Source organism: Polynucleobacter cosmopolitanus (assembly GCF_002224225.1).
GTDB classification, from domain to species: Bacteria; Pseudomonadota; Gammaproteobacteria; order Burkholderiales; family Burkholderiaceae; genus Polynucleobacter; species Polynucleobacter cosmopolitanus.
Genome location: NZ_NJGG01000003.1, coordinates 23,859 through 49,687, shown reverse-complemented (window position 1 = coordinate 49,687; position 25,829 = coordinate 23,859). Strand labels below are relative to the sequence as shown.

The following is a 25,829-nucleotide window of genomic DNA, read 5'->3' as shown; positions in this document are numbered from 1 at the left end:
AAAATTTACTGCTGCTCATTTGTTACTGCAGATACCTGCAAGAAACTGGCTTACTTTTTGCCGTACTTTTGGCGATAACGCTCCAAGAACTTAGCAAGCCTTGCAATTGCCTCACGCAAGACATCCTCATGCGGCAAGAAAACGATTCTGAAATGATCTGGCTTTGGCCAATTAAAGCCACTACCCTGCACCAATAAAACCTTCTCTTCACGCAATAAAGTTGCGATGAAGTCTTGATCATTCTCGATTGGATACATCTCAGGATCTAACTTAGGAAACAGATACAAAGCTGCTTTAGGCTTCACGCAAGTCACACCTGGTATTTTTGTGACCAACTCCCAAGCAAGATCTCGTTGGCGGCGCAAACGTCCACCCTCTGCCACCAAGTCATCAATACTTTGATATCCACCTAAAGCAGTTTGAATGGCATTTTGACCAGGTACGTTAGCGCACAAGCGCATGGATGAAAGCATGTTCAAGCCTTCAATGTAATCTTTGGCGCCGCTTTTATCGCCTGATACCACCATCCAGCCAGAGCGATAGCCGCAGGCACGGTAATTTTTGGACAAGCCATTGAATGTCACAGTCACAACATCGGTTGATAAAGCACCAATCGATGTGTGCTTTTCGCCATCGAATAAAGTTTTGTCGTAAATCTCATCAGCAAAAATGATCAAGCCATGTTCACGAGCCAAAGCAATGATCTCTTTAAGAACGTCATCACCATACAAAGCACCGGTTGGATTATTAGGGTTGATCACCACAATCGCTTTGGTCTTAGAAGTGATTTTTGCTTTGATGTCAGCAATGTCTGGAGACCAATCTTGAGCCTCATCACACAAGTAGTGCTTGGGTGTTCCACCTGAAAGACTGACTGCTGCTGTCCAAAGAGGATAGTCAGGCGCTGGCACCAAAACTTCATCGCCAACATTTAACAAAGCATTCATGGCCAAGACGATTAATTCTGAAACGCCATTGCCTGTATAAATATCATCCAGGGTCACGCCTTGAATGCCTTTTTCTTGGCAGTAATGCATGATGGCTTTACGGGCCGAAAAAATTCCCTTGGAATCTGAGTAAGCAGCCGAATTGGGTAGATTACGAATCATGTCCAACTGAATCTCTTCAGGAGGGTCAAAGCCAAAAACACCCACATTACCAATATTCAACTTGATAATTTTCTGGCCTTCTTCCTCCATCTGTTGAGCGAGCTCAAGAACGGGTCCACGTATGTCGTAGCAAACGTTATTTAATTTGGAGGATTTTTTAATTTCTTTCACAATAATCACTTAGAGACTAATAGGAATACTATAAAGTCTTAATTTATCTATAATTTTGTAATTATGACAGAGCCTGAGGCGATTTAACGTGAAACTACAACCGGATAAGCAGCCCTCTCTGAACACAGTTTCAGCCTACGGCTCCGATTACATCGAAATCAACGCTCAGCGCTATACAAATTCTTTGCTTTTATCGCCCGAAAGCCCCGTGATTGAATGGTCTTGCACCCGTTTTGAAGACATCAAAATCGAGGATTTTGAACAAATTGCCAAACTTGACCCTGCAGTGGTCATTTTCGGCAGCGGCCAGCGGATCAGATTCCCTCAACCAGCCCTCATTGCCCCCTTGATTGCACGCAATATTGGCCTAGAGACCATGGATTTACAGGCTGCCTGTCGAACTTATAACGTCCTCATGGCAGAGGGCCGGAAAGTTGTAGCAGCCTTATTGATTGAAAAGTGAGTAAAAAAATCGACTTTTCAAATAAGTCTGATATAAATATGTTTAAAAGCAGCATTGATAATAAAACTGGAGACGTAATGAGCGTAGCACTTGGCAAACCAATCCCCTACTTTGAGATTCCAGCAACCAGTGGTCTGGTTTTCACTCCGACAGCATGTCAGGGTCGCAAAGTAGTCATGTATTTCTACCCAAAAGATTCAACCCCTGGTTGTACTGTTGAATCAATGGAGTTCAGAGATGCGATTGATGATTTCACAAAAGCCAATACCTTGATTGTGGGCATATCAAGAGATAACCTCAAATCACACGAGAACTTCAAGAGAAAGATTGAACTACCTTTTGAGTTGCTTGCCGACACCGAAGAAACCCTTTGCCAAATGTTCGGCGTTATGAAAATGAAGAACATGTACGGCAAGCAAGTTCGCGGCATTGAACGCAGCACATTCTTGATCGATGAAGAAGGCGTTTTGCGTCACGAATGGCGAGGATTGAAGATTCCTGGGCACGTTCAAGATGTTTTAAAAGCTGCCATCGATTTATGATTGCAATGTCACACAAACTAGGATAAGTTATCACCTAGATGCACAAAATTACATTTACCTTATCGACCGCCCAACCACCAGGTAGGCGGTTTTTTCTTTTTTAGGAGACCTCCGGAATGCCTCTGCCACCAATCCCCACACAAGCAGCAGATAAAGTAAACATCAGCCGTCAACCAAAAGCAGAGTTAAAGAAACGTCCAAAAAGAATTGAAATTGAAGAAGTAGATGAAGTAACCGAGTTAGTCGAGAGCTCAGTCAACCTAGATTTGGATACAGATGACTCTCAATCATTGGCAGACATTGCCATTGAAAAAATGCGTGCCCCGAGTAAATCCAGCAAGAAATCTTCACCTCCAGCGGTCAAGAATTCAACACGAGTCAGAAAAATACCTGATGACGGCATCATTCGCCTGTTTGTTCTTGATACAAACGTGTTGATGCATGATCCTTCAGCCCTGTTCCGCTTCGAAGAGCACGACGTTTATCTGCCAATGATGACGCTTGAAGAGTTGGATAATCACAAAAAAGGCATGAGTGAAGTTGCTCGCAATGCCCGAACTGTGAGCCGCTCGCTTGATCAGCTGGTTGCCAATACCAGCGGTGTTTTAGAGGAAGGTATTCCTCTGAATAAGTTAGGTAATAAAGATGCCACCGGCAGTTTGTACTTTCAAATCGAACTCAACAGTATCACCCTGCCCGATGGTCTGCCAACAGGCAAAGCTGACAACATGATTCTGGGCGTTGTTAGAGAGCTTCAACAAAGCCGCAAAGACCGACAAGTGGTGTTGGTATCAAAAGATATCAACATGCGCATCAAGGCCCGCGCTTTAGGTTTGCCTGCAGAAGATTACTTCAACGACCAAGTTCTTGAAGACCGTGACTTGATGTACGCAGGAATACTTCAGTTGCCAGTGGATTTTTGGCCAAAGCATGGCAAAGACATGGAAAGCTGGAGCGATGCAAAGTCAGGCACGATGTTTTATCGAGTCACTGGTCCAACGGTTGCTCACATGATGGTCAATCAGTTTGTTTACCAAGAAAACTCTGATGGTGGCACTCCCTTTTATGCGCAAGTCAGAGAAGTACAAGGACGAACTGCATTACTGCAAACCTTGCGAGATTTTTCTCATCAAAAGAACAATGTGTGGAGCATCACAGCACGCAATCGCGAACAGAACTTTGCGATGAACTTGCTCATGAACCCTGATATTGATTTTGTTACTTTGTTGGGCCAGGCTGGCACAGGTAAAACATTATTGGCCTTGGCAGCAGCTCTTGAGCAGGTTTTGGATAGCAAGCGCTACAACGAAATCATCATCACCCGTGCCACGGTCCCGGTTGGCGAAGACATTGGATTCTTGCCAGGCACTGAAGAAGAAAAAATGCAGCCATGGATGGGTGCTTTTGATGACAACTTAGAAGTGCTTCATCGCAATGAAGATGGTGCTGGCGAATGGGGCCGTGCTGCAACGCAAGAATTGATCCGCTCCAGAATCAAAGTGAAGAGCATGAACTTCATGCGTGGCCGCACCTTTGTGAGCAAGTTTTTGATCATTGATGAAGCGCAAAATTTAACCCCAAAACAAATGAAGACCTTGGTGACTCGTGCAGGCCCAGGAACAAAAATCGTTTGCTTGGGTAACATCGCTCAGATTGATACCCCTTACCTTACAGAAGGCTCATCAGGCCTGACTTATGTGGTTGATCGTTTCAAAGGTTGGCGTCACAGCGGTCACGTGACCTTGGCCCGCGGAGAGCGTTCACGTCTTGCGGATCATGCAGCAGACGCTCTTTAATCAAGCATGGCTCAAGAAGGCGAGGAAGTTCTCGCCTTCTTTTTCATTGCGCTTTGAACAAAGTAAAAGAAGTTTATTGATATTTGCTAGCTGCAGTATTTTGACTGCGTGCGCCAGCTTGCCGAGATTTTCATCACTGCCTGATTTTGACAAGGAAGTCAGTGCTGGCCTTGAAGATATTTCAATTGCTGCAATTGGCTTGGTTGGCGTCCCTTATCGCTATGGTGGCAACACCCCTAAAAGTGGTTTTGATTGCAGTGGCTTGATTGGCTATGTTTATAAGAATGCTGCCAACAAACAAATGCCGCGCACCACGGATGAAATCGGCAAAATTGGTCAGTCCCTGGGTAATCAAACCCCTGCTCCAGGCGACTTGGTATTTTTTAATACCCAAGGTGGTCCACATTCACATGTTGGTATTTATGTGGGTAAAGGACGTTTTGTGCATGCCCCTTCAAAAGGTGGCACGGTGCGCTTAGAAAAAATCACATCGTCTTATTGGTCCAGCAGATACACTGAGGCAAGACGAGTTGTACAAAGATAATTAGAAGGGTTCGTATCCGCCAGAGGACTGGCCTTGACCCAATGCCAAGTTATCAAACTTGGTAAATTGACCCTGCCAGCTGAGCTTCACGGTGCCAATCGGACCATTACGCTGCTTGGCGCAAATGATCTCGGCAATACCCTTGTCCGTTGTTGTATCAGCGTGATAGACCTCATCACGATAAATGAACAAAATCACATCAGCATCTTGCTCAATAGCTCCAGATTCACGCAAATCAGACATGATTGGGCGTTTGTTTGGACGTTGCTCTAAGCCACGATTTAACTGAGATAAAGCAATCACTGGGCATTGCAACTCTTTGGCCAATGATTTTAAAGATCTGGATATTTCTGAAATTTCCGTGGCCCGGTTTTCAGAGCTACTACCACCACTGTTACCACTCATCAGCTGAAGGTAATCAACCACAATCAAACCTAAAGTACCGCACTTGCGTGCAATACGTCTGGCTCGGGCACGAAGCTCAAGACTGCTCAATGCGCCAGTCTCATCAATCATGATGCTGGCTTCATTCAAACGAGAAATAGCCTCAGTGATCTTAGGCCACTCATCTTCAGATAACTTACCAGTTCTCATGCGCGATTGGTCGATGCGCCCTACAGAGCCCAGAATACGGGAGGCTAATTGTGAGGCGCCCATCTCCATAGAGAAAATCAATACAGGAAGACCTTCTTTGAGGGCAACGTTCTCAGCAATGTTGACCGCAAAACTGGTTTTACCCATCGATGGACGACCCGCCACAATGATCAAATCACCCTTTTGCAGGCCGCTGGTTTGGCGATCTAAATCCACGAAGCTGGTTGCCACACCTGTGACATCCGTTGAACCTTGACGGTGATAAAGCTCATCAATGCGGCTCACCACTTCAGTCAACAATGGGGCAATTTCAAAATAATCTGTTTTGCCGCGATTACCCTCTTCGCCAATCGCCAAGATTCTAGATTCTGCTTCATCTAAGATGGTTCTGACTGAACGACCTTCAGGAGTGAATGCAGTACCAGCGATTTGGTCTGAAGTTTGAATCAAGCGACGCAGAACGCTGCGGTCACGCACGATTTCAGCATAGCCACGAATATTTGATGCGCTGGGCGTAGATTGAGCCAATGCATTGAGGTAATCAATGCCAATGGACTCACCACCACCTTGAGTTTTCATGGCCTCAGCAACCGTGATCACATCTGCTGGCATACCTTCACTGGCCAACTTGCCAATGACGCGATAAATCAAACCATGATCAGGACGATAGAAATCTTTTTCTGTGAGGATGTCCCCCACCCGATCCCAGGCGGAGTTGTCCAAAAGCAAACCGCCGAGTACCGATTGCTCGGCCTCGACGGAATGCGGAGGTACTTTTAAAGCTTGTACAGCTAAATCAACCATGAACTGATGATATCAGAGAGATATCAAACAATTAAAGATGAATTAAGCTTGCTCGCCAATCACTTGGACAGTAATTTCAACAACTACGTCTGTGTGAACAGCAACTGATAACGGATGGTCACCAACAATCTTCAATGGGCCTGTAGGCATACGAACTGAAGCTTTCTCAATCGTGAAACCTTTGGCTTTCAAAGCGTCAGCAACGTCATGATTTGTTACTGAACCAAACAAACGGCCATCAACACCAGCTTTTTGTCTGATTTCAAGAACAAGACCACCCAACTTAGCGCCAACAGCTTGAGCAGCAGCCAATTTCTCAGCAGCTAGCTTCTCTAATTCAGCGCGCTTCGTTTCAAACTCAGCAATCGCTGCAGCTGTAGCACGGCGAGCCATGCGTTGTGGGATTAAAAAGTTACGTGCGAAACCATCTTTAACGCGAACAACGTCGCCCAAGTTACCGAGGTTAGCTACTTTTTCTAGGAGAATAATTTGCATAGTGACTCCTGATTATTTCTTATGTTGGTCAGTGAAAGGCATCAAGGCTAAAAAACGAGCGCGCTTGATGGCTGTCTCTAATTGGCGCTGATACAAAGCTTTTGTACCAGTCAAACGAGCAGGAGTGATCTTGCCGTTTTCACCGATGAAGTCACGTAGTGTGTCTACATCTTTGTAATCAATTTGGTCAACGTTTGCAGCTGTGAAGCGGCAAAAACGCTTACGTTTAAATAATGGGTTTTGTGCTGGACGCTTGTTCTTGCGGTCATCACCTTTTTTTACAAATGCCATGATGTTTCCTTTTTACAATTCAATATGCGTGATATGAAAGACGAGTCGCTGACTGCGCAGGCTTTTATGAGCTAAAAATCCCTCAAATCTAGCCAACCTCCCCAACTCCATCTGATCCAGTTTTTGTTGCACTGTTCCGATGGCCATCGCTTCAAGACTCATTTTGATTAACCTTGCATGTCCTGCTTCTTGAACTTCGCCACTATGTTCTAGTAGGCATTCAATCACAGGGACTCCAGCAGGGGTATATCGAAGAGCTTCCCGAGCGACAAGGGCGGCTGTTAGGATGAAATGATTCAACCCAAACCCGCTCAGTGCCTATTAGGCAGCAGGCGCCTCCGTTGCTTGAAGAGCTTTACGAGCTTCTTCACGTTCAACTTGCTTCATCATGATAGAAGGCTCTGTTTCAGCTTTCTTTGTCTTGATAACCAAGTGACGCAATACAGCATCGTTGAACTTAAAGCCGTGCTCTAGTTCATCAAGAGTCGTTTGACCGCACTCGATGTTCATGCAAACGTAGTGAGCTTTAGCAAGTTTGTCGATCATGTAAGCCATCTGACGACGACCCCAATCTTCAACGCGGTGAACTTTGCCACCTTGAGTTGTAATAGTACTTGTGTACTTTTCAACCATGGCAGGTACTTGCTCGCTTTGGTCCGGATGGACGATAAAAACGATTTCGTAATGACGCATTAATTACTCCTTATGGATAAAAGTCACCTGGGCGTCTCAACTACCTCTGTTTAGATAATTGACCAGTGTGACAAGGTAAAAAAACTACAGCCTTAGATTGTAGCAAAAATACTCTGCCAATCGTCAGTTTTACGGGAATTTGCCTCTAAAAGTGCCAACTGGAGGGCAATTCTGGACTTGGCAGGATTCAAATCCCTGGCAGATAGCCAATTCCAGGCCGTATCAGGCTCTGGAATCTCAGAAAATACGGCGCCAGCTCCCACCCTTGAGGACCTGATGACTGCTACATCGTTCAAAGCTGCCTGGATCAATTGATCGGCCAGGACTTTGTTCACGCTGCCCTGCCCAGTTCCTGCAACCACAATGCCTTGCACCCCTTGAGCAACCAGCATATCGACCAACCTACCTGATGCACCCGCATGACTGGTCACAATCTCCACCCAAGGCCATGATGCTTGGGCAGGTAACTGAAGGTCTGCTTGCCTTTTATGAATAGGGCCATCTAATTCACGGGCATTGACCACCAAGGCATCCAGGGCATGGGTGTGCTGCTTGGATAGATCTCTTGCCAAGCAAGGTTTTCCTGCCATCACAGCCAAAATTCCGAATTGTTGAAGTAGACGTGCCTCTTTGGCCAAGTACAAGGCTGACTTTAAGTTGGTTTGACCATCGGAATGATCCGCATTAGCCGGCAACATGGCGCCAGTTAGTACCACCGCTTTTTTATAGTGACTGGCCAATTTACCCAAGGTGGCATGCAAGAAAACACCCGTTTCTTCCATGGTATCGGTGCCATGAGTGATCACAATCCCAGACACCTCATCATTCTCTAGACCAGCCTTGACGGCCCAACCAAGCTTGACTAATAGGTCCTCGGTCATATTTCGACTGTCGATGTTGGCTACCTGAACTGTGCGTACCTCACCAAATTCAAGGCTTTCTTGAACTTTCTCCAAAAGCCCTTCGACTGGTAGCTGGCCAGCCACATAATTGAGAGGTTTTTGAGCATCCATGGCCAAACCTGCAATGGTTCCACCCGTGCCCAAAAGTAATAAATATTGCGTACTCATAAAAAACATTATCAATGGGTATTGCAAGTTATGAAATCACTGTATAGAATCACAGCATGGATGCAATTACAGCAAAACCCAAGTTAACAGCCCGCCAAGAGGAAATCCTTGGCTTGATCACTGATGCCATATCTAAAAGTGGTCTTCCACCCACACGCGCTGAAATTGCGACCCGATTGGGCTTTGCCTCAGCAAATGCGGCTGAAGAGCATTTACGTGCCCTTGCTCGCAAGGGATACGTTGAGTTAACACCAGGCACATCGCGCGGTATCAAACTACCCAAGCAAATGAATTTGCCACTGGCAGCTTTACAACAACTTACTTTGCCTTTGATTGGTCGAGTGGCTGCTGGCTCCCCTATTTTGGCAGTTGAACATATTCAAAAACAAATTCCTTGCGATCCATCATTGTTTGATAAAGGTGCGGATTATCTTTTACAAGTTCGTGGCATGAGTATGCGCGACGCAGGTATTTTAGATGGCGACTATTTGGCTGTTAAGAAAACCACTGAAGCCAGAAATGGTGAAGTGGTTGTAGCTCGTCTTGATGATGAAGTGACCGTGAAGCGTTGGTCACAAACCAAAGGTCCTCATGGAATCAAAATTGAATTGATTGCTGAGAATCCTGACTTTGAAAACATCATCGTTGACCCACGTCGTCACGAAATCACGATTGAAGGTCTTGCGGTTGGTTTGATCAGACCCGGTGGTCTTTGATCAAATCTTGAAACTATTTATTAAGAACTAATTAAATAATTTTCAATAAATAGACGGCTCACCCTCAGGTCTATTCTTAAAGCGCTTGTGTATCCAGTAGTACTCTGGGATTCTTGGCTTTATCACTTCTTCAAAATATTGGCTCATGCGAATCGTATCCGCGACAGGATCGTCTGTCGGAAAATTTGGCCAAGGCTTGCCGACATGACAGTCATAACCTGATTGATCTGAGCGCAAAGTCGTGAAGATTGGACAGACTTCAGCGCCTGCTAACTTGGCCATTTTGGAGACTGACAAAACTGTGTTGGTTGGTACACCAAAGAATGGCACAAACTCAGAATCTCTTCTACCTAAATCCATGTCTGGAGACAAACACACAAAGGTGCCTTTGCGTGCCTCACGGATCAACTCACGACCATGACTCTCTCTGAGTAACATCTTGGCACCAAAACGTTCACGCCATTTCTTTATGCGTGGCTCAAAGTAATCATTTTTCATAAAGACGTACAAAGTGATACCGGGTGCCGCTTTGATTTTTTTTAGGTGCATCGTGATGGCAATCAAACCAGCTTCAATGCCTGCCATGTGCATACTGACATACAAACGTGGCTTGCCATCGTTCATATCCACTTCGGGATAAACAGTCACAAATTCATTAATTGATTCAGCGCTGCCCAACCAAAGACGGCCACGTTCAGCAAAACTTCTTCCTAATAAACGCCAATGCTGCTTCGCCAAGACATCTCTTTCTTCTTGAGACAACTTTGGAAAGCAAGCTTTAAGATTAGCATTCACAATCTTGACGCGTGACTTTGAGAACAATGGCGCAATAGAACCTAAGGCATGACCAATCGCTACGGTCCAACGATATGGGATGATCGTTAAGAACCATAAAAAGCCGTGGGCTAAGATGTTAAAAAATGTTTTCACAAAGAGATTTTCTCACGAACACAAAGCTATTCCGCGTTTAATACCCTCACAATTTAGTCACCATCATTTTTGTTGATTTGTCATTTACTTATAAATAACATAAATTATTACCTTAGCAACAAAGGAGACCCTATGATCGACACCCTAAAACTCAAAGAGACTTTTGAAGCCAATGGCTTTAACAACGCTCAGGCCTGTAGTCTCAGCCATGCAATGAATGATTTAACAAAAGACAAACGAGACTTAGCTACTAAAGATGAGTTACATCAGGTTCGTAATGAATTAAAGATGGACATTAAAGAAGTGCGCGATGAAATCAAAGATGTTCGCGAAGAAATCAAAGACTTACGTCATCACATTACAAATTTATGGACAGGCTTAAGTGATTTACGAAAAGAGTTGACTCAAGATATGGCAACACTTGAGAGTCGAATAATTCATAAATTAAGCTACAGATCAATTGTGAGCCAAATATCAATTGCAACAGTTGTTATTACCTTAATGGTTTACTTCCATCAGAATCCATAAGAACAAAGGCCTCTTCAGTATTGAAGAGGCCTTTTTGATTTTGGGGTGGCTGATGGGGCTCGAACCCACGACAACAGGAATCACAATCCTGGACTCTACCAACTGAGCTACAGCCACCGTAGAGAAATAAGATTATAACCTGTCCTGATCGTCATGTTCAACATACATTCTGAGCTCTCTATTAGCATCCTCAAAAAAGGCGCGAATATCTTGCTCCGTCTTGACTGCCCCCAATAAACGATAGTCCGACAACTTCCTGCGCCATTGCTTTGAACCACCCTTACCGTGAGCCAAGCCCAGAATATGTCTGGTAATGGCCGCCATATGGAAGACTTGCTGGGTGGCTTCACAATGCTTGAGCCAGCGAGTACATTGGACGATTAATTCTTCAGTGATCCGATTCCATTGATCCACTCCAAAGAAGTGACCAAAAGCCTGCCCCTCGGTGGATAACATTTCATCCCAGTCCAACATGATCCCAGGGGTGTGATATGCCGCCCGACCAATCATGAATCCATCAAAATCATTCCAATAGCGCGCAATATCTCCATTATTTTCTAAGCCGCCATTCAGCAAAACATTTAAATCAGGAAAGTGCTTTTGCGCATCTAGACGCAATTGTTTGGCGATCTCGTAACGCAAAGGTGGAACGGTCCGATTCTCCTTTGGAGAAAGGCCTTTCAAAATAGCATTGCGGGCATGGATGGTCACTTGACTAGCCCCTGCCTGGGCTACTTTACAAATGAAATCCAAAGTGAATTGATAGTCCGCTTGATTATCTTGAACGTTCATCTCATTCAAGCCAATGCGGTGCTTCACCGTGATGGGCATATCAACAGCATCGACCATGGCCTTCACACAATCTGCCACCAAGTCTGGCTCAGCCATCAAGCAAGCGCCAAATGATCCTCGTTGAACTCTTTCAGAAGGACAGCCACAGTTCAAATCAACTTCATCGTAGCCCCACTGCTGAGCTAACTTTGCTGAAGTTGCCAAGTCTTGTGGCTCACTGCCCCCCAGCTGCAAAACAACTGGGTGTTGCACTTCATCAAAATCAAGGTGTCTTGGAACATCGCCATGGATTAAAGCACCGGTTGTCACCATTTCGCTATAAAGAACAGCTTGTTTGGTGAGACTGCGATGAAATGTTCGGCACTGACGATCAGTCCAATCCATCATTGGGGCAACGGCCAAGCGTTTGGTGTTATTCAACATGATGAGATTTTATAGAGAAAGTACAAACGAGCTCTGAAACTCATGTTCCAACTGAGTCACAGGATCCTTAAAACTCAGTTGTTTAGCTAAAAGCTGCAAAGGCTCTGAGAAGTCTTTACCCATTATTGCTTGTGTCATGATGTTCGGATAAATTTTATCGTATTTGATCGGCATCCCTAAAGCATTCATATGAACCCTTAATTGATGTTTCTTACCAGTACCAAGCTCGAGCTGATATCTGGCCCATGGCTTGCTCACTTCCAATAATTGAATCACCGTGTCTGAATTAGGTTCTCCAGAAACTTCTTGCATCTGAATAAAAATATCAGACTCTTCAATTCTGCTCACACGCTCGATTGGAAACTGATCCTTTAGATGTTCTTGATAAGGTGCAATCGCTTCATATGTCTTTTTAATTTGACGCTCTCTGAATAAAACTTGATAGAGATTACGATCCTGCGCCTTTTTTGAGAATGCTACCAAACCAGCAGTCTCACGATCGATTCTATGTATCGGAGTTAAGTCTTTAATACCTGTTTTATTTTTTAGGCGAACGAGCAGTGTTTCTTGTAAGTAATGCCCTGCTGGAGTAACGGGCAAGAAATGAGGTTTATCAGCAATGAGTAAATGTTCATCTTCATAAACAATTAACTCCTGAAACGGAATCGATTCCTCTACCTCAATACTTCGGTAGTAGTAGATGAATGTATTGGTTCGACACTGATCGCTCGCAGATTGAGGGATGCCCTCCTCGTCTAGAACGAGGCCTTGATCCATTCTCTTAAGCCATTCCTCTTTTGGTATTTGAGGGAATTTTTCAACTAAAAAATCAATTAAATAGGCATAGGCTTTTTCAGTATTTTTAATAAATACTTTACTAGGGCCAACGCCGTTTTTAATGTCCATGATAGATGGTATTTTTTGCTATTTCAGAAACCATAAAGCCGCAACTTGATGGTTGCGGCTTTATCGATTTTATTAACTATTGTTAATTAAACGCCAGAAGGACGACTTGCCTTCTTGCGCTCATTCTCTTTCAAATAACGTTTACGAATACGGATGCTCTTTGGTGTGACCTCAACCAATTCATCTTCAGCGATGAATTCAACCGCATATTCCAAAGACATCTGAATAGAAGGCACGAGGCGAACAGCTTCATCAGTGCCTGAGGCACGTACGTTGGTTAATTGCTTACCTTTGATCGGGTTAACAACCAAGTCATTGTCACGACTGTGGATGCCAATAACCATGCCTTCATAAAGCGCATCACCAGGAACCACGAACATGCGTCCGCGATCTTGAAGCTTCCATAGAGCGTAAGCAACAGCTTCACCATCGTCTTGAGAAATCAACACGCCATTGTGACGCTCGCCAACCATGCCTTCTTTCATTGGGCCGTATGTATCAAATGTGTGACTCATCAAACCAGTACCGCGAGTCATCGTCAAGAAGTCGCCTTGGAAACCAATCAAGCCACGCGCAGGAATTCTGTACTCAAGACGTGTTCGACCTTTACCGTCTGAAACCATATCCTGGAGTTCACCTTTACGCTTACCTAACTCTTCCATCACGCCACCTTGGGTGGTGTCTTCAACGTCCACTGTTAAGTTTTCAAACGGCTCCATCTTGACGCCATTTTCTTCATGGAAAACCACACGAGGACGAGAAACTGCAAGCTCGTAACCTTCACGACGCATGTTTTCAATCAAAATAGTTAAATGCAATTCACCACGGCCTGAAACTTCAAACACGGTGTCATCATCTGTATCACTCACACGCAAAGCCATGTTTGACTTTAGCTCGCGCTGCAAACGATCACGAATCTGACGGCTGGTAATGAATTTACCTTCACGTCCAGCCAATGGGCTGGTGTTAACCATGAAGTTCATGGTCAAAGTTGGCTCATCCACCTTCAACATCGGCAATGGGTCAACTTTGTCTGGTGCGCACACTGTTGTACCAATCGCTAAATCTTCGATACCGTTGATCAAAACGATATCGCCTGAAGCAGCCTGATCAACCTGAACACGCTCAAGACCTTGGAATTTAAGCACTTGGTTAACGCGACCATTGAATGGCGTACCATCTGGACCGTTTTGGCAAACAACTGCTTGACCGGCTTTTACTGTACCGCGGCTGATACGACCTACACCAATTTTGCCAACATAGCTGTTGTAATCAATTGATGAAATCTGGAATTGCAAAGGACCATCTGGATCTTCGTCACGAATCGGTACATATTTCAAGACTGTTTCAAACAAAGGCGCCATGGTTCCTTCGCGCACTTCAGGTGTCAAACCTGCGTAACCAGCCAAACCTGATGCGTAAACAACTGGGAAATCTAACTGCTCTTCAGTCGCACCCAATTTATCAAATAGTTCAAACGTTGCATTCACAACATAGTCAATACGCGCACCTGGACGGTCTACTTTATTAACCACCACGATTGGCTTCAAGCCAAGTGCCAAAGCTTTCTTTGTCACGAAACGTGTTTGCGGCATTGGGCCTTCAACAGCATCAACCAATAGCAACACACCATCAACCATCGATAGAACGCGCTCAACTTCACCACCGAAGTCCGCGTGTCCTGGAGTGTCAACGATGTTGATATGAGTACCTTCATATTCAACCGCACAGTTTTTAGACAAGATCGTGATACCACGTTCTTTTTCAATGTCGTTAGAGTCCATGACGCGCTCTGTAAGCGCTTGGTTCTCACGGAATGTGCCTGATTGACGAAGTAGTTGATCCACCAAGGTTGTTTTACCGTGGTCAACGTGGGCAATGATGGCGATGTTTCTTAAGGCGCGAATATTACTCATGGTTCTGCTTTCACTTTTTTCAATTGGTTAAATTCGTTACTGCTGCTGCTTGGGCAATCAAACGACGTGGATGCAATACACCCTTGCGCCAGTCTGCGGTACCCATAAAATTACAAGATTCAATCGTGCCGCGATAAATCCTCATTAACTCTTCATTACTACCCGCTTTACTGACTGGGACTCTTTGCCCAAGACGCAAGCGATCTGCCTCTTCATTTGTAAGCCCCAATGAGTTGAGGTCTTGTACGAGAGCATCTACTGGCAGTAAATACTCAGGCTTGATATTTTTTTCTTGATGATTATTTTTGACAGTCTCTAAACTAACGCCATGACCCAAACTCAAATGACCCACCTTCTCGCGGCGCAAGCCAATCAAATGAGCACCAGCACCTAAAAAATCACCAATGTCTTCAGCCAAGGTTCGGACATACGTTCCTTTGCTGCATGAAACTTCTAATTGAGCCACTGGCCATGACACATCGATCCATTTCAATAAATGAATCGTGATCATTCTTGCTTCTCGCTCCAATGTCTCACCAGCGCGGGCATATTCATACAAAGGCTTACCATCACGCTTCAAAGCAGAGTACATCGGCGGAATCTGTGCAATCTCACCTGTGAACTTCAACACTACTTCAGCTAATTTTTCTTGTAAAAGATATGCATCGGTCACATCAAAATTAGCTTCTTTAACTTCAATCACTTCACCCTCTGCATCACCTGTAGAGGTTTTTTCACCAAATTTGATAGTTGCTAAATAAGTTTTATCTGCATCCAATAAATCTTGTGAATATTTTGTTGCCTCGCCCAAACACACGGGCAATAAACCAGTGGCCATAGGATCCAAAGTACCTGTGTGCCCAGCCTTATCCGCATCAAATGCGCGCTTGACAATCGTGACAGCAGTTTGTGAGCTGATTCCTTCTGGCTTATCCAGAAGAACCACCCCATGAATACCTTGGGGCATGATTAAGCCTTATCGTCGCGCAGCGCTTGATCTATTAAACGTGACATTTCAACCCCACGAGCCACAGATTCATCATGATGAAAATGCAAAGTCGGGACTGTGTGAATGTGCAAACGTTTAAACAGCAATGAATGTAAATATCCGGCTTTTTCACGCAAAGCAGCCAAAGCATTCTCCGGCTCAGCTCCAAGAACTGTGAAGAAGATTTTTGCGTGTGCCATGTCAGTTGTTAGTTCAACTGCCTGCAAGGTGATCAAGCCAACTTTCGGATCACGAATCTCGCGCGGAATGAGCTCGGCCAAATCCCTTTGGATTTGGTCGGCCACTCTTTGATTGCGATGATTTTTTACTGGCATGTTATTTATTTAAAGCTATTAAAGTGTTCTTGCCACTTCTGTAACTTCAAATATCTCCAGTTGATCGCCCTCATGGATGTCGTTGTGATTTTTGAGAGATAGACCGCACTCAAAACCACCCTTCACCTCTTTGACGTCATCTTTGAAGCGTTTCAATGAATCTAATTCGCCAGTCCAAACTACCACGTTGTTTCGCAACAAACGTGCGCGTGATGATCGCTTGACAATACCTTCAAGAACCATACAACCTGCAACAGAACCAACTTTAGATACTTGGATCACTTGACGGATTTCAACCAAGCCAGTGATTTCTTCTTTCTTCTCTGGCGTTAACATACCGCTCATAGCAGCTTTCACTTCATCAACAGCATCGTAGATGATGTTGTAGTAACGAATATCTACGCCATTGGCTTCAGCCAACTTGCGTGCCAATGCATCTGCACGAGAATTAAATCCAATCACAACCGCTTTAGAAGCCACGGCTAAGTTGATATCAGTTTCAGTAATGCCACCAACCGCAGCGTGAACAATCACCACTTTGACTTCGGCAGTTGAAAGCTTTTGCAATGACTGTGACAAAGCTTCTTGAGAACCTTGAACGTCTGCTTTGATGATGATTGGCAAGTTCTTAGCCTCAACACTGCCTTCACCCATGTTTTCAAACATGCTTTCAAGTTTCACAGCTTGCTGTTTTGCTAACTTCACATCACGGAACTTACCTTGACGGAACAAAGCAATTTCACGAGCTTTGCGCTCATCAGCAACAGCGATCACTTCTTCGCCAGCTGCAGGAACTTCTGATAGACCTTGAATTTCCACTGGGATTGATGGGCCTGCTTCATTACAAGGCTTACCGTTTTCATCCAACATGGCGCGAACGCGCCCAAAAGATGAGCCCGCCAAAATCATATCGCCACGACGCAAAGTACCTGATTGAACCAAGATGGTTGCAACTGGTCCCTTACCTTTATCAAGGCGAGCTTCAATCACCAGACCTTTAGCTGCAGCCTCTTTCGGAGCCTTAAGTTCAAGCACCTCAGCTTGCAATAAAACGTTTTCTAAAAGCTCATCAATGCCTGCGCCAGTTTTAGCTGACACATGAATGAATGGTGAATCACCACCATACTCTTCAGGCACGACGCTTTCAGCAACCAATTCTTGTTTCACACGATCAGGATTGGCATCTGGCTTATCAATTTTGTTGATTGCAACAACCAATGGAACACCCGCAGCCTTGGCATGGGCAATCGCTTCTTTGGTTTGCGGCATCACGCCGTCATCTGCAGCCACCACCAAAATAACAATATCTGTCGCTTGAGCACCACGGGCACGCATCGCCGTAAAGGCTTCGTGACCCGGCGTGTCCAAGAATGTGATCATGCCACGTGGAGTTTCTACGTGATAAGCACCAATGTGCTGGGTGATACCGCCCGCTTCGCCTGATGCAACTTTGGCACGGCGAATAGAATCCAATAAAGATGTTTTGCCGTGGTCGACGTGACCCATCACAGTGACCACTGGTGGTCTTGTGATCAACTCAGCATCATGCGCTTCGGTTGATAGATCTGTGTCTGGCTCATCTAACTTAGCAGCAAAAGCTTTATGGCCCATTTCTTCAACGATGATCATCGCTGTGTCTTGGTCTAAAACTTGGTTGATTGTGACCATCTGACCCATGCCCATCAGCAACTTGATCACTTCTGCAGCTTTTACTGACATCTTGTGAGCCAATTCTGAAACAGTGATTGTTTCTGGAATATGAACATCCCTCACAACTGGTTCAGTTGGTGCCACGAAGTTAGTTGGAACATCAGAGGCTTGCTGTTGATTTTTTCTTCTGCCACCACCCGTGCGCCAGTTACCTGATCCACCGGTTGTATCGCCACGAGTTTTTAGTCCGCCAGCGCGCTTCTTACCATCCTCATTCCAAGTCGATGATGACTCGGTTGATTTAATGGTCTTTGCACCCGGCTTAACTTTATCTTTCTTTTTATCATCAGCACCTTCAGCCTTGACTGGCTTATGAAGCGTGCCCTTCTTTTCTTCTTCAGGCGGCTTAGCTGCTTTGAGAACCCTGGCAGGTGCATTCATCATGTCACGGATCGCTAAAGCTTCAGCTTCAGCTTTGGCACGACGCACACGAATGCTTTCCAATTCGTCATCACGAACTTTGGCAGCTGCAGTGGCCGCTACCTTTTCTTTTTCTTCGCTTTCAGCCTTGGCTTTATCTTCTTCAGCGCTTGCTTTTTCTTTTTTATCACCTTTTGCTGCTTTTGTTTTTGCGGCAGCTTTTTCTGATTCTTCGCGAGCTTTGCGATCCATCTCCGCTTGCATGTCAGCTTCTTGGCGAGCTAATAACTCAGCTTGGCGTTTGGCTTCTGCTTCACGTTTTGCTAACTCAGCATCATCCAAAATACCGGCAGGTGCAACTTCCGCTGACACTGTTACTGGCTTCTCAACCACTGGAGCTGGCTCATCTTTAGCAGACTCATCACGCTTGACTAATACACGCTTCTTACGAACCTCAACTTGCACTGTGCGAGTTTTACCAGCAGAGTCTGCCTGGCGAATCTCAGTGGTTTCACGCTTGGTTAAAGTGATTTTTTTGCGTGCAGCAGTATCCGAACCATGAGCCACTTGTAAATGCTCAAGTAATTTCGTTTTATCTTTTTCAGTCAGCTTATCTTCTGCTGCTGTTTTATTAATTCCGGCAGCCTGAAGCTGCTCCAGCAATGCTGCTGGAGTGCGCTTCAGTTCTTTTGCCAAATCTTCTACGGTCGTGGTCGCCATGCGAACCCCTTATGAATCAGTTAAACCAGTGTGCACGAGCTTTCATAATGAGAGCTTTTGCGTCTTCTTCGTTGATGCCAGTCATTTCAACTAACTCATCAACAGCCAATTCCGCTAGGTCATCACGGGTATGGACATTACCTTCTGCCAATTTGGCAACAAGATTCGTAGTCATACCTTCTAAGCTACGTAGATCTTGCGATACCTCTTCAACACGCTCTTCTTTTGCCAACTCCATCGTTAACAACGAGTCACGTGCGCGAGTACGCAATTCATTCACCGTATCTTCATCAAATGCATCAATTTCTAGCATTTCTGACAAAGGCACGTATGCAACTTCTTCCAAACTATTGAAGCCTTCTTCAATCAAAATGTCCGCAACCTCTTGGTCCACATCCAACTTCTCCATGAACAAGGCGCGTACTTTTTCTGATTCTTCTTCAGTCTTTTGAGCAGACTCCTCAGGAGTCATGATGTTGATGTGCCATCCAGTTAACTCACTGGCCAAACGCACGTTTTGACCACTGCGGCCAATGGCGATCGCCAAGTTTTCTTCATCAACCACCACATCCATCGCATGCTTCTCTTCGTCCACCATGATTGATTGAACTTGAGCAGGTGCTAAGGCACCGATCACAAATTGCGCTGGATCTTCAGACCACAAAACAATATCAACTGCTTCGCCAGCAACTTCATTACGAACCGCTGTCACACGTGTGCCACGCACACCAACGCAAGTACCAATTGGGTCAATGCGCTTATCGTGTGCAACCACAGCAATCTTTGCACGGATACCAGGATCACGAGCGGCGCCCTTGATCTCCAATAAACCTTGTTCCATTTCAGGAACTTCATTCTCAAACAATTTGATCAAGAAATCTGGGGCTGTTCTTGAGAGTTCAATCTGTGGGCCACGGGCTTCACGATCAACTTTCAAAATGAAACCACGCACGCGATCGCCGCTGCGTAAATTTTCTTTTGGAATCATTTGGTCACGACGCAATAAAGCTTCAACGCGACCAGATTCAATGATCAAACCATTTTTATCAGCACGTTTCACAGTGCCAGTCATGACGTTTTCGCCACGTTCTAAATAGTCATTCAAAATTTGCTCACGCTCAGCATCACGAATACGCTGCAAGATCACTTGCTTAGCTGTTTGTGCGCCAATACGTCCAAAAGCAACAGACTCAACTTGCTCTTCAATGAAATCACCGATTTCAATGTCAGCAATTTGTTCTTTTGCTTCAAATGAAAGAATCTCTTTGTCTGGCTCTTGCAGACCTGCTTCATCAGGCACAACCAACCAACGACGATATGTTTCATATTCGCCAGTGTTGCGATCAATGGCAACGCGAATATCCACATCTTCATCGTAACGTTTTTTACTTGCAGAGGCCAAGGCCATCTCAAGTGCTTCGAATACGATATCTCGTTCAACGTTTTTCTCGCGTGCTAAAGCGTCAGCTAGCATGAGGACTTCACGACTCATGATTTTCTTCCTTTGAAATCAACTACGGGAACCAACCGAGTTTTTTCAACCTCGGCCAGAGTAAATTCAAACATTGCCTCGCTGCCATCTGTGTTTTTGATTAACAGACCCAACTTGGCATCAATAGAATCAGCGTCACCACTGATCAAGCCCTGCAAAACACCTACATAATTCTTTCGGCCAGCATGGGCAACGCGTAATTTAACGTTTGCTTCCAAACCCATGAATCGGATATGGTCAGCAACTGTTTTTACAGGTCGATCCAAGCCTGGCGAAGAAACTTCCAATCGATCGTAGTTAACGTTATCTACAGGCAAGCTGTAATTCAGATGACGACTCACTTTTTCACAATCAGTAATATCGATTGGGCGTTCATAATCAATATTTTCAATCGTGACGCGCAACAAGCCACGACCCTCTCGCTCAATATCAACGAGTAGGTAACCTAGGCTCTTCAGAGCATCAGCAATCAAAACTTGTTCGTTCGCCATCGACTATTACGTTTTCTTTCACCAAAAAAAAATGGGCATATAGCCCATATTCCTAAACAAAAAGAACATGCCCGACCTACGTTGAACGCAACTTTAGCCGGAACTACTAAACAGTTGAATTATATAAGAACTTGCCAGCCCTGCCAAGGGATATCCCCTAGCTTTACTGACAATTTAGCTCGGTTTTGAGAACTTTTTACCAAATTTACCCCCAGGTTTGCCACCTGGAGAACGATTTTGACCCTGTCCTGAGCGAGAACCACCCTGACTCGGGCCTTTTTTACCGAATTTTTGACCTGAACGGGGTTTATCAGCACCACTGCCAAATGCACTGCCATGGTGCACACCAGCTTGACTATCCTCGTCACGACGCTGCCCAAAACCTCCTGAGCGACCACCTTGACCGGGCTTGCCTTGGCCAGGTTTACCACCTTGACCCGGTTTACCTCTTCCACCACCATTGCTGCTGCCCTTATATTTGCCGCCACGATCATCTGCATGACCTTGAGCAAAACGATTGGTGTTGGACGCTTGTCTTAAGGCATCCTTAGAACCCCAGTAAGAAACTGAGGTCTGCATTGGATCAGGTTGACCACCACTGTGTTCACGCGGAGCGCGGTTACCACCTTCGCGTGGATCACGGCGTGATTTCTCACCCATACCCTGAGGAACTTTCAAGCCAGCCATCTTCATGAGCTGCACAATTTGATCTGATGGGACTTCTTCCCAGCGACCGCGACGCAATCTTGGTGGCAAAACAAATAAGCCATAACGTGTTCGAATCAAACGAGACACAATGTGGCCAACTGCCTCAAACATGCGGCGGACTTCACGGTTGCGACCTTCTGTCAAAGCAACGTGGTACCAACGGTTAGCACCCTCTCCGCCACCACTGACCAAGCGCAAGAATTTAGCAACACCATCATCTAAATTAATACCTGTTTTTAAGAGCTTTTCTTGCTCAGGCTCTAAGTCACCCAAAATACGTGCCGCGTATTCACGCTCAACGCCATAGCGCGGGTGCATCAAGCGATTCGCTAATTCACCAGATGTGGTGAATAACAACAAACCTTCAGTATTGAAGTCCAAACGACCGACTGCAATCCAGCGACCTTGTTTGGCTTTTGGCAAGCGATCAAACACAGTTGGACGACCTTCAGGATCTGACTGACTGACAATCTCACCGGCCGGCTTGTGATAAAGAATCACGCGCGGTGGTTTTGTTTGAATCTTGCGATGAACCATCTTGCCATTGATTTTGACTTGATCAGTTGGTCCAACACGTTGGCCAATGTGCGCCGGCATACTGTTCACAGAAACTCGACCCTGAATGATCAGGTCTTCCATGTCACGGCGAGAGCCCATGCCAGCATCAGCTAATACTTTGTGTAACTTAACGGTGTCTTCGTCGAAACCTTCTTCATCGACATCATCAAGATCGGACCAAACTTCATCACGCAAGCTCAATGGCAGTTCGTCAACGCTAGAAAACTGCAAACCTGGCATTGCATCTTCTTCAGCTTGAGCTTCTTTTGTTTCTGATTCAGATGAATGAGACTCAGTTTCCAACTCAGCCAATGTCTGAGCAACCATGTCATGAGTTACTTCAGTTTCAACTTCCGGGGTGTCCAATGTTGCATCAAATTCTCCAGAAACCACCGATGCGAACAAAGCTTGGCTTTCTTCACTGACTGGACTGGCTTTGGCTTCTTGATGACGTGATGGGTGATTTGTTCTATCACCTCGCTCACCGTTATTACCTTTGTTTCTAGGGCCTCTGGCAAATTTATCACCACGATCACCTCTTGGAGGGCGCGGCCCGCGAGGAGGCCTTGCTGCTGACTCACCCTCACTTACAGGCTCTTCACCCGAACTTGCTTGAGTCACTTGATTTTCTCCTGCAGGCTGATCACCAGCAGATGCATTTTCATCACGTGGACGTCTGCCACGACCCTTGTTGTAGGGGCTGCGACTGGTTCTTTTTGGTCGAGTCTCGCTATTTTCACCAGCCTCTTGCCCATCCATCTTGGCGGGCTGTTCAGATTCAAATTCAGGACTAGTCATTAGTTTTTTCGTTATTAGTTTGCTCATCAGTAGCATCTGTTTCAGCATCAACTGACGGAGCAGATGTATCAGCCACGTCGGTCACGTCTGAGAAATCTTCAGGAGCAGCTATAGGTTCACCTTCAAACTCCATGACTCGCTGAGCCACAGATTCAGCTTGAGCTGAAGCATCATCGAGCATTGGTAATTCTTGCAAAGTGGTCAAACTTAAATCATTTAAAAATTGGCGCGTTGTGGCGTAAAGACCAGGACGTCCAACCGTGTCTTTATGGCCTACTACTTCAATCCAACCGCGATCCTCTAACTGTTTCACCACATTAGAGCTCACAGTCACACCACGAATCTCTTCAATCTCACCCCTCGTCACTGGTTGACGATAAGCGATGATGGCCAAAGTTTCCATCACAGCTCTTGAGTACTTTGGTGGCTTCTCAGGTGTCAAGCGATCCAAATACTCGCGCATCGATAAACGACTTTGAAAACGCCAGCCGGTTGCAAGCTCTAAAAGCTCCATGCCCTTGTCTGACCAATCTGCCTGAATCTGAGATAAAGCCTCACTCAACTCTTCTACAGAAAGTTCTTCTAGAAACAAACGACGCAAATCGTTCATTGTCATGGGTTCATCTGCACATAAGAGTGCAGTTTCAAGCACCAGCTTGAGCTGTTCAGGAGTCATAAATTTAAAAAGGGAATCTGTTTATATTTGGGTTAAGGATGTCTGGCTAAGAGATACCAGAAATCACATCATTATTATTTAACCAACTAGAATAGTATTGTAATTCAAACTTCAGCCAATGCAAAAACCGCCTTTGAGAAGTGCATCAGGCAAGGTGAAGGCCCTATAAAGACCAAACAGTCCTGTAAATATCATTAAGCCTGCAGCTATATAACGCATCCAAGCCTGATGACCCCAAGCTGCCAAGCGCGCTGAAAACCCAGTGATCAGCAAAAGGTTGGGCAATGTCCCTAATCCAAAGGCCAGCATTAATAAGCCTCCTGAGATACCATCCCCGGATAAAAAAGCCAAAGGCAAGATGCTATAAATCAACCCACAGGGGATCAAACCCCATACCAGACCCACCAAAAAGTGTGGTTTTTGACCTGATTGTTGAAGTGATTTGGATAGTTTTGACCATAAGGCAGCGGTTTTTGTGTTGAGCCAAACCTCCCACGAAGAGGTTTTAGACTTATTTTTAGTCAAGATAAGATAGCCCTGGAATAAAAAAATCAGTGCTGCAACCGCAAATAATGACCTTTGAACTGGCATCCAACCTTGCTGCCAAAGTGGAAAACCCAAAGTTCCCGCCAAAATACCCAATAAAACATAACTTGTTATTCTGCCTATATGAGTCAAAAACTGCTCATAGATGAGTTGTTTTCTGGAAATAAAACGCAAAGTGGAAATATTTGCCCCTGCTGTAGGATTTTGCTTGGCACGCTCTAAGCCAGCAGCAATGCCTCCACACATCAGAGCGCAATGCCAACCACTGACCAAGGCACCAATAAATATTGTCAAAAATAATGTTGATGTGACCATACTTACTGATAATTCCTAAGTGGTATTGTTGGGTGTGAAGTTATAGAATAGTACCAATGTGTTCTCTGCAACTGCATTGATATAAAGCAAACAACCATGAATCGTATCCCTACTTCCGAATCAGCTAACAAATGCTCAACTTGCGTTTTAGGACAGTTTTGCCTGCCCGTCGGTCTGAATCAAGAAGAAATTGGCAAAATTGATTCTCTGGTCACTGAACGCGTCCGCTTAAAAAAAGGTGATGCCTTGTACCGTCAAGGCGACACTTTGACGGCCGTGTACGGTATCAAGTTTGGCACCCTTAAAACTGAATACACCCTTCCAGATGGTCGTGAACAAATCACAGGCTTTCATCTTCCAGGAGAAATGCTGGGCTTAGATGGCATTGGTAATAATCAATACCAATCAAATGCCATTGCCTTAGAGGATAGTGAAGCATGCATTGTTAAATTTAATGAATTCGAAATCTTAGCAAGACAAATTCCATCCTTACAACATCAATTTCACCGCATCTTGAGTAAAGAATTAACTCAAGATCAACGCCACCTACTTTCTTTGGGAAGCCTGCGAGCTGAAGAACGTCTAGCCAGCTTCTTATTGAATTTTTCAGACCGTCTTGCAGCCAGAGGTTACTCACCTAGCGAGTATCACTTGCGCATGAGTCGCGAAGAGATAGGCAGCTATTTGGGTATTCAGTTAGAAACAGTGAGCAGATTATTCTCACGCTTCACTGAATCAGGCCTGATTCAAATCAAGCAACGTCACATCAAGTTAATTGACATGGATGGTTTACTGGAATTGGCTGGCAAATCAAGTGCCATTCATTGCGCAACTCACACTTAATAAAACAGCAGCTTTAAGCTGCTTTTTTATTTGGTCCAATTGAATTATCTGGTTGTTTAAAGCAAACCATCATCTGCTTTTTCATTGAGGTCACACACCGATCCAGGCAAGATGTAAAGGGTGAGTGCACTTGAAAGAGCACACAATAACCAAAAAGCAAAGAAGCCAACGGTGTAGATTGCTTCTTTAGATGCATGAATTGGTTGATCTAAAAATACCAAATCCTCTGGATGCACTAAGGTAAAAAATATTCCCTCAGCAATGCCGGCCACCAAGAAAGATGGCCATAAAATCCACATCCATAAACGACACTTCATTTGGTCACCTGCTCTATTTTTAAACCTTGTTTAACAACACCTTCGCGGATCGTTTGATCAACGTCTTGCGTGAAAGCAAACCAAATAGTGATGGCCGCACCAATCGCACCAATTGCTGGACCACTGATGATCAACCATGGCCATAACTGCTTCCACCAAGGTTTAGTATCTAAATCTTTTGACATAAAG

28 protein-coding genes and 1 tRNA gene are annotated in these 25,829 nt (G+C 45.0%); 7 read left to right on the top strand and 22 right to left on the bottom strand.

What is annotated here, in order from left to right:
* Nucleotides 1-50 precede the first annotated feature (50 nt).
* On the bottom strand, nt 51-1,280 hold the full coding sequence (locus tag AOC33_RS08090; RefSeq protein ID WP_089516683.1) for a pyridoxal phosphate-dependent aminotransferase: 1,230 nt from the start codon (nt 1,278-1,280) through the stop codon (nt 51-53).
* Between the two features lie 88 nt (nt 1,281-1,368).
* Between AOC33_RS08090 and AOC33_RS08085 the strand changes: the two genes are divergently transcribed.
* The 4 genes from AOC33_RS08085 to AOC33_RS08070 all read left to right on the top strand — a co-directional run bounded on the left by AOC33_RS08085 (nt 1,369) and on the right by AOC33_RS08070 (nt 4,625).
* On the top strand, nt 1,369-1,743 hold the full coding sequence (locus AOC33_RS08085; RefSeq protein WP_089516513.1) for an Mth938-like domain-containing protein: 375 nt from the start codon (nt 1,369-1,371) through the stop codon (nt 1,741-1,743).
* Between the two features lie 77 nt (nt 1,744-1,820).
* Complete coding sequence (locus AOC33_RS08080; protein ID WP_089516682.1) at nt 1,821-2,285, top strand: peroxiredoxin; 465 nt, start codon at nt 1,821-1,823, stop codon at nt 2,283-2,285.
* Between the two features lie 116 nt (nt 2,286-2,401).
* Complete coding sequence (locus AOC33_RS08075) at nt 2,402-4,081, top strand: PhoH family protein (protein ID WP_089516512.1); 1,680 nt, start codon at nt 2,402-2,404, stop codon at nt 4,079-4,081.
* Nucleotides 4,062-4,625 carry a C40 family peptidase gene (locus AOC33_RS08070; RefSeq protein WP_089516511.1) on the top strand — a complete coding sequence of 188 codons (564 nt, stop codon included), beginning with the start codon at nt 4,062-4,064 and terminating at the stop codon, nt 4,623-4,625. Before AOC33_RS08075 ends, AOC33_RS08070 begins: the two co-directional genes overlap by 20 nt.
* Here the strand turns inward: AOC33_RS08070 and dnaB are convergent, their stop codons facing one another.
* The 6 genes from dnaB to AOC33_RS08040 all read right to left on the bottom strand — a co-directional run bounded on the left by dnaB (nt 4,626) and on the right by AOC33_RS08040 (nt 8,572).
* Nucleotides 4,626-6,023: a replicative DNA helicase gene (dnaB, locus tag AOC33_RS08065; protein WP_089516510.1), complete on the bottom strand. Its 1,398-nt coding sequence runs from the start codon at nt 6,021-6,023 to the stop codon at nt 4,626-4,628.
* A 42-nt stretch (nt 6,024-6,065) separates the two neighbouring features.
* A complete protein-coding gene (gene rplI / locus AOC33_RS08060; RefSeq protein WP_089516509.1) occupies nt 6,066-6,518 on the bottom strand; it encodes a 50S ribosomal protein L9 in 453 nt (150 codons plus the stop codon).
* A 12-nt stretch (nt 6,519-6,530) separates the two neighbouring features.
* Nucleotides 6,531-6,809 carry a 30S ribosomal protein S18 gene (rpsR, locus tag AOC33_RS08055; RefSeq protein ID WP_088812045.1) on the bottom strand — a complete coding sequence of 93 codons (279 nt, stop codon included), beginning with the start codon at nt 6,807-6,809 and terminating at the stop codon, nt 6,531-6,533.
* Between the two features lie 12 nt (nt 6,810-6,821).
* Nucleotides 6,822-7,109: a primosomal replication protein N gene (gene priB, locus AOC33_RS08050; protein WP_089516508.1), complete on the bottom strand. Its 288-nt coding sequence runs from the start codon at nt 7,107-7,109 to the stop codon at nt 6,822-6,824.
* Between the two features lie 21 nt (nt 7,110-7,130).
* Nucleotides 7,131-7,502 carry a 30S ribosomal protein S6 gene (gene rpsF, locus AOC33_RS08045; RefSeq protein WP_089516507.1) on the bottom strand — a complete coding sequence of 124 codons (372 nt, stop codon included), beginning with the start codon at nt 7,500-7,502 and terminating at the stop codon, nt 7,131-7,133.
* A 92-nt stretch (nt 7,503-7,594) separates the two neighbouring features.
* Entirely contained in the window at nt 7,595-8,572 is a 978-nt protein-coding gene (locus AOC33_RS08040) for an asparaginase (RefSeq protein WP_180738127.1), read from the bottom strand.
* 56 nt (nt 8,573-8,628) lie between these two features.
* On the opposite strand from AOC33_RS08040, the gene lexA reads away from it, so the two are divergent.
* Entirely contained in the window at nt 8,629-9,288 is a 660-nt protein-coding gene (gene lexA / locus AOC33_RS08035; protein ID WP_089516505.1) for a transcriptional repressor LexA, read from the top strand.
* 42 nt (nt 9,289-9,330) lie between these two features.
* Here the strand turns inward: lexA and AOC33_RS08030 are convergent, their stop codons facing one another.
* Complete coding sequence (locus AOC33_RS08030) at nt 9,331-10,218, bottom strand: LpxL/LpxP family acyltransferase (RefSeq protein WP_089516504.1); 888 nt, start codon at nt 10,216-10,218, stop codon at nt 9,331-9,333.
* A gap of 132 nt (nt 10,219-10,350) precedes the next feature.
* On the opposite strand from AOC33_RS08030, the gene AOC33_RS08025 reads away from it, so the two are divergent.
* Nucleotides 10,351-10,746 carry a coiled-coil domain-containing protein gene (locus AOC33_RS08025; RefSeq protein WP_089516503.1) on the top strand — a complete coding sequence of 132 codons (396 nt, stop codon included), beginning with the start codon at nt 10,351-10,353 and terminating at the stop codon, nt 10,744-10,746.
* Nucleotides 10,747-10,787: 41 nt separating this feature from the next.
* On the opposite strand, the gene AOC33_RS08020 is transcribed toward AOC33_RS08025, so the two are convergent.
* The 12 genes from AOC33_RS08020 to AOC33_RS07965 all read right to left on the bottom strand — a co-directional run bounded on the left by AOC33_RS08020 (nt 10,788) and on the right by AOC33_RS07965 (nt 24,480).
* Nucleotides 10,788-10,863 (bottom strand) — tRNA-His (locus AOC33_RS08020).
* A 15-nt stretch (nt 10,864-10,878) separates the two neighbouring features.
* Nucleotides 10,879-11,961 (bottom strand): tRNA dihydrouridine(20/20a) synthase DusA, encoded by a 1,083-nt coding sequence (gene dusA / locus AOC33_RS08015; RefSeq protein ID WP_089516502.1) that lies wholly within the window; start codon nt 11,959-11,961, stop codon nt 10,879-10,881.
* Nucleotides 11,962-11,970: 9 nt separating this feature from the next.
* Entirely contained in the window at nt 11,971-12,867 is an 897-nt protein-coding gene (locus tag AOC33_RS08010) for a pseudouridine synthase (RefSeq protein ID WP_089516501.1), read from the bottom strand.
* 86 nt (nt 12,868-12,953) lie between these two features.
* Complete coding sequence (gene typA, locus AOC33_RS08005; protein ID WP_425439827.1) at nt 12,954-14,783, bottom strand: translational GTPase TypA; 1,830 nt, start codon at nt 14,781-14,783, stop codon at nt 12,954-12,956.
* A gap of 19 nt (nt 14,784-14,802) precedes the next feature.
* Nucleotides 14,803-15,750, bottom strand: a complete 948-nt coding sequence (truB, locus tag AOC33_RS08000) for a tRNA pseudouridine(55) synthase TruB (protein ID WP_089516500.1) — start codon at nt 15,748-15,750, stop codon at nt 14,803-14,805.
* Nucleotides 15,751-15,752: 2 nt separating this feature from the next.
* Nucleotides 15,753-16,106: a 30S ribosome-binding factor RbfA gene (rbfA, locus tag AOC33_RS07995; RefSeq protein ID WP_089516499.1), complete on the bottom strand. Its 354-nt coding sequence runs from the start codon at nt 16,104-16,106 to the stop codon at nt 15,753-15,755.
* An 18-nt stretch (nt 16,107-16,124) separates the two neighbouring features.
* Nucleotides 16,125-18,896 (bottom strand): translation initiation factor IF-2, encoded by a 2,772-nt coding sequence (infB, locus tag AOC33_RS07990; protein WP_089516498.1) that lies wholly within the window; start codon nt 18,894-18,896, stop codon nt 16,125-16,127.
* A gap of 16 nt (nt 18,897-18,912) precedes the next feature.
* Nucleotides 18,913-20,388: a transcription termination factor NusA gene (gene nusA / locus AOC33_RS07985; protein ID WP_089516497.1), complete on the bottom strand. Its 1,476-nt coding sequence runs from the start codon at nt 20,386-20,388 to the stop codon at nt 18,913-18,915.
* Nucleotides 20,385-20,879 carry a ribosome maturation factor RimP gene (gene rimP, locus AOC33_RS07980; protein WP_089516496.1) on the bottom strand — a complete coding sequence of 165 codons (495 nt, stop codon included), beginning with the start codon at nt 20,877-20,879 and terminating at the stop codon, nt 20,385-20,387. The genes nusA and rimP overlap by 4 nt, the downstream gene beginning before the upstream one ends.
* A 174-nt stretch (nt 20,880-21,053) precedes the next feature.
* A complete protein-coding gene (locus AOC33_RS07975) occupies nt 21,054-22,943 on the bottom strand; it encodes a pseudouridine synthase (protein WP_245835644.1) in 1,890 nt (629 codons plus the stop codon).
* Nucleotides 22,936-23,619 carry an SMC-Scp complex subunit ScpB gene (gene scpB / locus AOC33_RS07970; RefSeq protein WP_089516495.1) on the bottom strand — a complete coding sequence of 228 codons (684 nt, stop codon included), beginning with the start codon at nt 23,617-23,619 and terminating at the stop codon, nt 22,936-22,938. The genes AOC33_RS07975 and scpB overlap by 8 nt, the downstream gene beginning before the upstream one ends.
* A 111-nt stretch (nt 23,620-23,730) precedes the next feature.
* A complete protein-coding gene (locus tag AOC33_RS07965; RefSeq protein ID WP_089516494.1) occupies nt 23,731-24,480 on the bottom strand; it encodes a sulfite exporter TauE/SafE family protein in 750 nt (249 codons plus the stop codon).
* 96 nt (nt 24,481-24,576) lie between these two features.
* On the opposite strand from AOC33_RS07965, the gene fnr reads away from it, so the two are divergent.
* Entirely contained in the window at nt 24,577-25,323 is a 747-nt protein-coding gene (gene fnr / locus AOC33_RS07960) for a fumarate/nitrate reduction transcriptional regulator Fnr (protein ID WP_089516493.1), read from the top strand.
* 56 nt (nt 25,324-25,379) lie between these two features.
* Here the strand turns inward: fnr and AOC33_RS07955 are convergent, their stop codons facing one another.
* Together AOC33_RS07955 and AOC33_RS07950 are read right to left on the bottom strand one after the other, a co-directional pair.
* Nucleotides 25,380-25,640, bottom strand: coding sequence for a hypothetical protein (locus AOC33_RS07955; RefSeq protein WP_089516492.1), 261 nt, complete (start codon nt 25,638-25,640; stop codon nt 25,380-25,382).
* The gene (locus AOC33_RS07950; RefSeq protein ID WP_089516491.1) at nt 25,637-25,825 is read right to left on the bottom strand and encodes a hypothetical protein; all 189 of its coding nucleotides are present in this window, start codon (nt 25,823-25,825) and stop codon (nt 25,637-25,639) included. Before AOC33_RS07950 ends, AOC33_RS07955 begins: the two co-directional genes overlap by 4 nt.
* Between the last annotated feature and the right edge of the window lie 4 nt (nt 25,826-25,829).

Coding starts and splice junctions, on each gene's coding strand:
- AOC33_RS08010 (WP_089516501.1), bottom strand. CDS start 12,867: ATGGACATTAAAAACGGCGTTGGCCCTAGTAAAGTATTTATTAAAAAT.
- AOC33_RS08075 (WP_089516512.1), top strand. CDS start 2,402: ATGCCTCTGCCACCAATCCCCACACAAGCAGCAGATAAAGTAAACATC.
- rpsF (WP_089516507.1), bottom strand. CDS start 7,502: ATGCGTCATTACGAAATCGTTTTTATCGTCCATCCGGACCAAAGCGAG.
- AOC33_RS08025 (WP_089516503.1), top strand. CDS start 10,351: ATGATCGACACCCTAAAACTCAAAGAGACTTTTGAAGCCAATGGCTTT.
- nusA (WP_089516497.1), bottom strand. CDS start 20,388: ATGAGTCGTGAAGTCCTCATGCTAGCTGACGCTTTAGCACGCGAGAAA.
- infB (WP_089516498.1), bottom strand. CDS start 18,896: ATGGCGACCACGACCGTAGAAGATTTGGCAAAAGAACTGAAGCGCACT.
- truB (WP_089516500.1), bottom strand. CDS start 15,750: ATGCCCCAAGGTATTCATGGGGTGGTTCTTCTGGATAAGCCAGAAGGA.
- AOC33_RS07955 (WP_089516492.1), bottom strand. CDS start 25,640: ATGAAGTGTCGTTTATGGATGTGGATTTTATGGCCATCTTTCTTGGTG.
- lexA (WP_089516505.1), top strand. CDS start 8,629: ATGGATGCAATTACAGCAAAACCCAAGTTAACAGCCCGCCAAGAGGAA.
- rimP (WP_089516496.1), bottom strand. CDS start 20,879: ATGGCGAACGAACAAGTTTTGATTGCTGATGCTCTGAAGAGCCTAGGT.
- scpB (WP_089516495.1), bottom strand. CDS start 23,619: ATGACTCCTGAACAGCTCAAGCTGGTGCTTGAAACTGCACTCTTATGT.
- rplI (WP_089516509.1), bottom strand. CDS start 6,518: ATGCAAATTATTCTCCTAGAAAAAGTAGCTAACCTCGGTAACTTGGGC.
- AOC33_RS07965 (WP_089516494.1), bottom strand. CDS start 24,480: ATGGTCACATCAACATTATTTTTGACAATATTTATTGGTGCCTTGGTC.
- AOC33_RS08080 (WP_089516682.1), top strand. CDS start 1,821: ATGAGCGTAGCACTTGGCAAACCAATCCCCTACTTTGAGATTCCAGCA.
- AOC33_RS08040 (WP_180738127.1), bottom strand. CDS start 8,572: ATGAGTACGCAATATTTATTACTTTTGGGCACGGGTGGAACCATTGCA.
- AOC33_RS07950 (WP_089516491.1), bottom strand. CDS start 25,825: ATGTCAAAAGATTTAGATACTAAACCTTGGTGGAAGCAGTTATGGCCA.
- rbfA (WP_089516499.1), bottom strand. CDS start 16,106: ATGCCAGTAAAAAATCATCGCAATCAAAGAGTGGCCGACCAAATCCAA.
- typA (WP_425439827.1), bottom strand. CDS start 14,783: ATGAGTAATATTCGCGCCTTAAGAAACATCGCCATCATTGCCCACGTT.
- rpsR (WP_088812045.1), bottom strand. CDS start 6,809: ATGGCATTTGTAAAAAAAGGTGATGACCGCAAGAACAAGCGTCCAGCA.
- AOC33_RS08070 (WP_089516511.1), top strand. CDS start 4,062: ATGCAGCAGACGCTCTTTAATCAAGCATGGCTCAAGAAGGCGAGGAAG.
- dusA (WP_089516502.1), bottom strand. CDS start 11,961: ATGTTGAATAACACCAAACGCTTGGCCGTTGCCCCAATGATGGATTGG.
- fnr (WP_089516493.1), top strand. CDS start 24,577: ATGAATCGTATCCCTACTTCCGAATCAGCTAACAAATGCTCAACTTGC.
- dnaB (WP_089516510.1), bottom strand. CDS start 6,023: ATGGTTGATTTAGCTGTACAAGCTTTAAAAGTACCTCCGCATTCCGTC.
- AOC33_RS07975 (WP_245835644.1), bottom strand. CDS start 22,943: ATGACTAGTCCTGAATTTGAATCTGAACAGCCCGCCAAGATGGATGGG.